Annotated in this window: 8 protein-coding genes; all 8 read left to right on the plus strand. The window is 66.5% G+C overall.

What is annotated here, in order from left to right; translation table 11 throughout:
- A partial coding sequence (locus BGO62_RS10675) for an HAD-IC family P-type ATPase (protein WP_296642165.1) occupies window positions 1–540 on the plus strand: 540 nt, incomplete at its 5' end.
- Between the two features lie 67 nt (window positions 541–607).
- Complete coding sequence (locus BGO62_RS10680) at window positions 608–1,483, plus strand: ATPase (protein WP_296642169.1); 876 nt, start codon at window positions 608–610, stop codon at window positions 1,481–1,483.
- Window positions 1,484–1,485: 2 nt separating this feature from the next.
- Window positions 1,486–2,538 (plus strand): homoserine O-succinyltransferase, encoded by a 1,053-nt coding sequence (locus tag BGO62_RS10685; RefSeq protein WP_296642171.1) that lies wholly within the window; start codon window positions 1,486–1,488, stop codon window positions 2,536–2,538.
- The gene (locus BGO62_RS10690) at window positions 2,535–3,629 is read left to right on the plus strand and encodes an ABC transporter permease (RefSeq protein WP_296642173.1); all 1,095 of its coding nucleotides are present in this window, start codon (window positions 2,535–2,537) and stop codon (window positions 3,627–3,629) included. Before BGO62_RS10685 ends, BGO62_RS10690 begins: the two co-directional genes overlap by 4 nt.
- Window positions 3,629–4,396 (plus strand): ABC transporter ATP-binding protein, encoded by a 768-nt coding sequence (locus BGO62_RS10695; RefSeq protein WP_296642175.1) that lies wholly within the window; start codon window positions 3,629–3,631, stop codon window positions 4,394–4,396. The genes BGO62_RS10690 and BGO62_RS10695 overlap by 1 nt, the downstream gene beginning before the upstream one ends.
- On the plus strand, window positions 4,386–5,333 hold the full coding sequence (locus BGO62_RS10700; protein ID WP_296642180.1) for an MlaD family protein: 948 nt from the start codon (window positions 4,386–4,388) through the stop codon (window positions 5,331–5,333). The genes BGO62_RS10695 and BGO62_RS10700 overlap by 11 nt, the downstream gene beginning before the upstream one ends.
- Window positions 5,330–5,935, plus strand: coding sequence for an ABC-type transport auxiliary lipoprotein family protein (locus tag BGO62_RS10705; protein ID WP_296642184.1), 606 nt, complete (start codon window positions 5,330–5,332; stop codon window positions 5,933–5,935). Before BGO62_RS10700 ends, BGO62_RS10705 begins: the two co-directional genes overlap by 4 nt.
- A gap of 47 nt (window positions 5,936–5,982) precedes the next feature.
- On the plus strand, window positions 5,983–6,411 hold the full coding sequence (locus BGO62_RS10710) for a DUF4426 domain-containing protein (RefSeq protein WP_296642186.1): 429 nt from the start codon (window positions 5,983–5,985) through the stop codon (window positions 6,409–6,411).

A 6,411-nucleotide genomic window follows, 5' to 3' on the forward strand; every position in this document is an offset into this window, starting at 1 on the left:
GCGACGCCGGAGGCGCTGGCGGGACTGCAGGCGGCCGGCATCCGGGTGATCATGGCGACCGGCGACGGGCTGACCACCGCCCGCGCGGTGGCGTCCCGCCTCGGCATCGACGAGGTGTACGGCGAAGTGAAGCCGCGCGACAAGGTCGCGCTGGTGGATCGCCTGCAGCGGGAAGGGCGCAAAGTGGCCATGGCGGGCGACGGCATCAACGACGCCCCGGCGCTGGCGCGCGCCGATATCGGCATCGCCATGGGAACCGGCACCGACGTGGCGATGCACAGCGCCCAGATCACCCTGGTCAAGGGCGACCTGCGCGGCATCCTGCGGGCGCGCGCGCTATCCGCCGCCACCGTCGGCAACATGCATCAGAACCTGGTTTTCGCCTTCCTCTACAACGCGCTCGGCGTGCCGCTGGCGGCCGGGCTGCTGTATCCCTTCACCGGGATGCTGCTGTCTCCGCTGATCGCTGCCCTGGCCATGAGTTTCAGCTCGGTTTCCGTTGTTTTCAATGCGCTGCGGCTGCGCCGGGTACGGATCTGATTGCGCGCCCTTTTTAATTGGGTGGCTTTTCGGTAGGCTTCGCGCTGATTCCACGAAAACCGGCCCCATGCATTTCACCCCCGAAACCTTCCGCGCCTGGCCGACCAAGCGCATCACCCTGCTCGGCATGTCCGGCGTCGGCAAGACGCACATCTCGTCGATGCTGCGCGGCCACGACTGGTTCCATTTTTCCGGCGACTACCGCATCGGTACGCGCTATCTCGACGAGCCCATTCTCGACCTGATCAAACAGCAGGCGATGCAGGTGCCGTTTCTGTGCGACCTGCTGCGGCGCGACTGGATCGATATCAAGAACAACATCAAGATCCACGATCTCGGCCCGGTGCTGACCTTCGTCGGCAAGCTCGGCGGGCCGGCATGGGGCGGGCTCTCGCTGGACGAGTTCACGCGCCGCCAGGCGGCCTATCGCGACGCCGAAATCGCCGCCATGAAGGACGTGCCGGGCTTCATCCGCAAGGGCCAGGAAATCTACGGCTATCCACACTTCGTCAACGACGTTGGCGGCAGCCTGTGCGAGCTGGACGAGCCCGGCGTGATCGAGCTTCTGGCGGAGCACACGCTGATCCTCTACATCCAGACCACCACCCGCGAAGAGGAGGACACGCTGATCAAGCGCGCGCAGTCCGACCCCAAGCCGCTGTATTTCCGCCCGGCTTTCCTGGCCGAGCACCTGCCGCTCTATCTCAGGGAAAAAGGCCTCGAATTCGTGGCCGAGATCGAGCCGGACGATTTCGCGCGCTGGGTGTTCCCGCGCCTGTTCCACTCACGCATCCCGCGCTACGAGGCGATCGCCCGGCCGCACGGCTACACGGTGACCTCGCAGGAGGTGGCGCAGGTGCGCGACGAGCGTGATTTCCTGGCGCTGCTGGAAACCGCGATTGCCAGGAAAGGCGAGGCGTCGGGCGTGAGGCGCGAGGCGTAATCATGCCGCTGGTCGCGCATAACGCCCTGCCCACCTTCGACCGCCTGCGCCGCGACGGCATGACGGTGCTGGAGACCGGCCGCGCGGCCCAGCAGGAAATCCGCGAGCTGCATGTCGGCCTCCTGAACATGATGCCGGACGCCGCGCTGGAGGCGACCGAGCGGCAGTTCTACCGGCTGGTCGGAGAATCCAACCCGATCGCGCAGTTCTACATGCATCCTTTCACCCTGCCGACGCTGCCGCGCGGCGCGGCGGCGCAGGCGCACATCGCGCAGTTTTACGAAAGCTTCGACGCCATCCGCGAGAAGGGGCTGGATGCGCTCATCATCACCGGCGCCAACGTCAGCCATGCCAACCTCGCCGACGAGCCGTTCTGGCAGCCGCTGATCGAGGTGATCGACTGGGCCTGGGACAACGTCACCTCGACCCTGTGCTCCTGCCTCGCCACCCATGCGGTGATGCAGTTCCGCCACGGCCAGGCGCGAGTGAAGCAGGCGAAGAAAATCTGGGGCGTGTTCGAGCATCGCGTCACCGACAGCCGCCACCCGCTGGTGGCCGACGTCAACACCCGCTTCGACGTGCCGCATTCGCGCTGGAACGACGTCTCGCGCGCACAGTTCGAGGCGGCGGGGGTCAAGGTGCTGGTCGAAAGCGCGGAAGCGGGCGTGCACCTGGCGGTGAGCCATGACGGCCTGCGCACCGTGTTTTTTCAGGGGCATCCCGAATACGACACCATTTCCCTGCTGAAGGAATACAAGCGCGATCTGCTGCTCGCCGCCGCCGGCAAGCTGCCGGCGTCGCCGCCGTTTCCGGTGCGCTATTTCGACCGCCAGGCGCAGGCACTGCTGGACGAGTTCGGCAGCCGCATGCAAGCGGGCGAGACGCTGGCTTTCCCCGAAGCGCGCCTGCTGCCACTGCTCGACAACACCTGGCACGACACCGCCGAGGCGGTGGTCGGCAACTGGATCGGCTGCGTCTACCAGGTCACCCACCGCGAACGCAGCCTGCCTTTCATGCCGGGCATCGATCCCGATAATCCGCTGGGCCTGGCGTGACCGAAGCCCGCGCGCACTTTGACGAGGCACAGGGCGCGCTGATCGCCAGCGGTGCCTGGCATGCCGAGGCCGCGCCGGCCTTGCCCGGGCTCGGCGGCAAGACGGTGCGTGTCCTTGACGGCGCCGGCATCACCCGGCTCGATACCAACGGCGCCTGGCTGCTGCTGGCCGCCGCCCGCCCGCAGGCCGGCGACCCGCTGCCCGAGTTGCGCGCGTTCCGGCCGCAGCATCTGGCTGTGCTGCAACTGGTGGCGCAGCACAGCGCGGCTAGCGCCGCGCAGGCCGCGCCGCGCCGCGAAGGCGTACTCGAAGTTACCGGGCGCGGTGCGCTGGCGGTGGGCGGGCATGTCGTAGGCCTGCTCGATTTCATCGGCCGCCTGTCCGTCGAACTGATGGCCTTGATGGGCCAGCCGGGGCGCTGGCGCTGGCGCGAATTCGGCGCCCAGGTGAGTGCGGTGTTCGTCGGCGCGATTCCCATCGTGGCCGGCATGCTGTTCCTGCTCGGCGTGGTGTTCGCCTACCTGCTGGGCGACCAGGCGCAGCAATACGGCGCCAACATCTTTGTGGTCGACGGCCTGTTGCTGGCGATCCTGCGCGAAATCTCGCCGGTCATCGTCGCCATCCTGGTCGCCGGGCGCACCGGCGCGGCCATCACCGCGCAGATCGGCACCATGAAAATCACCGAGGAAATCGACGCCATCGCCACGCTCGGCCTGTCGCCGCTGGCGGTGCTGGTGATTCCGCGTACGATCGCCCTGCTGCTCGCGATGCCGCTGCTGGTCTTCATCGGCGACATCGCCGGCATCGCCGGCGGCATGCTGATCGCGCAGGAGCAGCTGGATATCTCGTATCACATGTTCGTGGACCGCCTGGTCGACGTGATCCTGCTGAAAACCTTGCTGGTGGGCCTGGGCAAGGCGCCGGTGTTTGCCCTTTTCATCGCGCTGATTGCCTGCCGCATGGGACTTTCGGTCACCCGCGATGCGCGCAGCGTCGGCGCCAACACCACCTCCACCGTGGTGCAGAGCCTGGTCGCCATCATCATTCTCAACGCCATTTTCGCCGTCATGTTCGTAAAGCTGGAAATCTGATGGCCGGACCCGTCATCGACGTCCGCGACGTCTCCACCACGCTGGGCGGGCACAGCATCCATCGCGGCCTCAGCCTGTCGGTGGCGCGCGGCGAAGTGGTTGCGCTGATCGGTGGCAGCGGCACCGGAAAATCAGTATTGCTGCGCGAGATGGTCGGCCTGTTGCGGCCGCAGGCGGGCCGCATCGAACTGTTCGGGCAATCGGTGTGGGACGCGACGCCTGCGCAGATGAATGCGCTGCGCCGGCGCTTCGGCGTGCTGTTCCAGGATGGCGCGCTGTTTTCCTCCCTCAGCGTGGAGGACAACGTCGCCACCCCGCTGTTCGAGCATACCGACCTGCCGCATGCCACCTGCCGCCAGCTCGCCCGCCTGAAACTCGCGCTGGCCGGGCTGCCGCCGGACGCCGCCAGGAAACGCCCGAGCGAGCTGTCCGGCGGCATGCGCAAGCGGGTGGCGCTGGCGCGCGCACTGGCGCTCGATCCCGAGTTGCTGTTCCTCGACGAGCCGACTTCCGGCCTCGACCCGATTTCGGCGCGCGCGTTCGACTCGCTGATCCGGTTGCTGGCCGACAGCCTCGGGCTCACCGTATTCCTCGTCACCCATGACTTGGATACACTGTTTTCGATTATCGATCGCGTCATCGTGCTGTCGAATGGCCGCGTGCTCGGCAGCGGAACGCTGGCCGAACTGAAGCACATCGACGATCCGTGGCTGCGCGATTATTTCGCCGCACGGGCGCCGAATGGAGAAACCGCGCATGGAAACTGAAGGTCGCTATACCCTGGTCGGCACGCTGGTGCTGGCGGTGATCGCGCTGATGACGCTGGCCATCGTGTGGTTGGCGGGAGCGGCGGATCGGATCGCGTATCAGACCTACACCATCTATTTCAAGCAGCAGTCGCTCGACGGCCTGGCGGTCGGCAGCCCGGTGAAAATGCGCGGCATCAAGGTGGGCGTGGTCGACGGCTACCGTTTTGCCAAAGGCGGCGACGAGGCCGTCAGCGTCACCGCGCGCATCGACGAAGGCGTACCGGTGCACGCCGGCGCCGCGGCCTATATCAAGCGCAATCTGGTCACCGGCATCGCCGCCGTCGAAATCAACAACGGCCCGAGCGACAGTGCCCTGCTGAGCGAGATTCCTCCGGGCGAGCGCTATCCGGTCATCGCCGAGGGCAGTTCCGACATCGACAAGGTCGCCACCGCCGTCTCGCGGCTGGCGCTCAACGGCGCGCAGGTGCTGGAAAAAATGAACACGCTGCTGTCGGAAGACAACCAGCATGCCATCGGCCAGACGCTTGCCAACCTCAACGAGTTGTCCGGCCATCTCGCCGCCAACAAGCAGAGCCTCGACGCCGTGGTGCAGGGCGTCCGCGACGCCGCCGACGAATTCCGCTTCGCCGGCGCCAGCATCGGCCAGGCCGCCACCCGTGCCGAAGGCAGCATCGTCGGCGTCGGCAACAACGCCGACGCGGCATTGACGGAAGCCAGGGTCGCGATGGAAAAGCTGCAACGCGACGCCAGCCTGATTTCCGGACAAATCCAGCAGCTCACCGAAGCCGGCACGCTGGAAATGACCAATATCAGCCGCGATGTTCGCACCAGCGCCGAGGTGCTCACCACCGCCGGGCAACGCCTGTCCAACCCGCGCGCCATCCTGTTCGGCCCGGGCCAGCAGCAGCTCGGACCCGGAGAAAAACTGCCATGAAAAGACTTCTCGCGCCGGCTGCGTTCGCGCTCGCGCTGACAGGCTGCGTCAATTTCGGCGAACAGCCGAATACCCCCGCGATGGTGTATTACGTGCTGGACGACCCCGTCCCTGCGCCCGCTGCCGCATCCATCCGCAGCGCCGCCGCTCCCGCCCTGCTGGTGCTCGACACCGCTACCGGCAGTTTTTACGACACCGACCAGCTGGTATTCAGCCGCAGCGCCGGCACCCGTGGCCAGTACCAGTATGCGCGCTGGACCGAGCGCCCCGGCAAGCGCTTCGCCGACCTCATGCGTGCGCGGCTCGACCGCCAGGGCGCCTGGCAAGTCAGCGCCGCTGGCGGCTATGTGCGCGGCGATGTGCTGCTGGATACGGTATTGATGGAGTTCTATCACGATGCCGCCAGCGCGCCGGGGCAGGTGCGGCTGGCGCTGCGCGCCGAACTGGTCGACCTGAAGCAGCGCAAGCTGCTGGGGCGGCGCGTCTTCGAGCAGCGGGTGCCGGTATCGACCTACGACGCCGCTGGCGCCGCCGCTGCCTCCAGCCTCGCCGTCGGCCGTGCGCTCGACGAGCTGACTGCCTGGCTCGCCACGTTCCAATAAGCGCCTACAATTCGGGTAGCATCGCCCACAATAAGAGGAGAGTCACCATGAAACGCCTGCTTGCCGTCCTGTGCCTGAGTTCCATCGCCGTTGCCGCCCATGCCGAAATCTCGCAGAAATTCGGCCCGCTCGAAATTCACTACAACGCACTCACCACCGACGAGCTGCTGCCCGAGGTTGCGCGCGCCTACAAGATCGAGCGCAGCAAGACGCGCGGCTTGGTGACGATGTCGGTGCTGAAGCAGAACAAGGTCGGCGTGCCGACGCCGGTTGCGGCCAAGATCGCCGTCTATGCCACCAACCTCAACCAGCAGCTGGCCCACGTGACCATGCGCGAAATCAAGGAAGGCACCGCCATTTACTACCTTGGCGAATTCCGGGTCAGCCCGCCGGACACCCTGAAATTCACCGCCAGCGTCGAAGTGGCCGGCGAGCCCAAGCGTGAAATGGTGTTCGAGCAGAAGTTCTACAAGTAA

The organism is Thiobacillus sp. 65-1402 (assembly GCF_001897685.1).
Taxonomy (GTDB): domain Bacteria; phylum Pseudomonadota; class Gammaproteobacteria; order Burkholderiales; family Thiobacillaceae; genus Thiobacillus.

Coding starts and splice junctions, on each gene's coding strand:
- BGO62_RS10680 (WP_296642169.1), top strand. CDS start 608: ATGCATTTCACCCCCGAAACCTTCCGCGCCTGGCCGACCAAGCGCATC.
- BGO62_RS10685 (WP_296642171.1), top strand. CDS start 1,486: ATGCCGCTGGTCGCGCATAACGCCCTGCCCACCTTCGACCGCCTGCGC.
- BGO62_RS10695 (WP_296642175.1), top strand. CDS start 3,629: ATGGCCGGACCCGTCATCGACGTCCGCGACGTCTCCACCACGCTGGGC.
- BGO62_RS10700 (WP_296642180.1), top strand. CDS start 4,386: ATGGAAACTGAAGGTCGCTATACCCTGGTCGGCACGCTGGTGCTGGCG.
- BGO62_RS10705 (WP_296642184.1), top strand. CDS start 5,330: ATGAAAAGACTTCTCGCGCCGGCTGCGTTCGCGCTCGCGCTGACAGGC.
- BGO62_RS10710 (WP_296642186.1), top strand. CDS start 5,983: ATGAAACGCCTGCTTGCCGTCCTGTGCCTGAGTTCCATCGCCGTTGCC.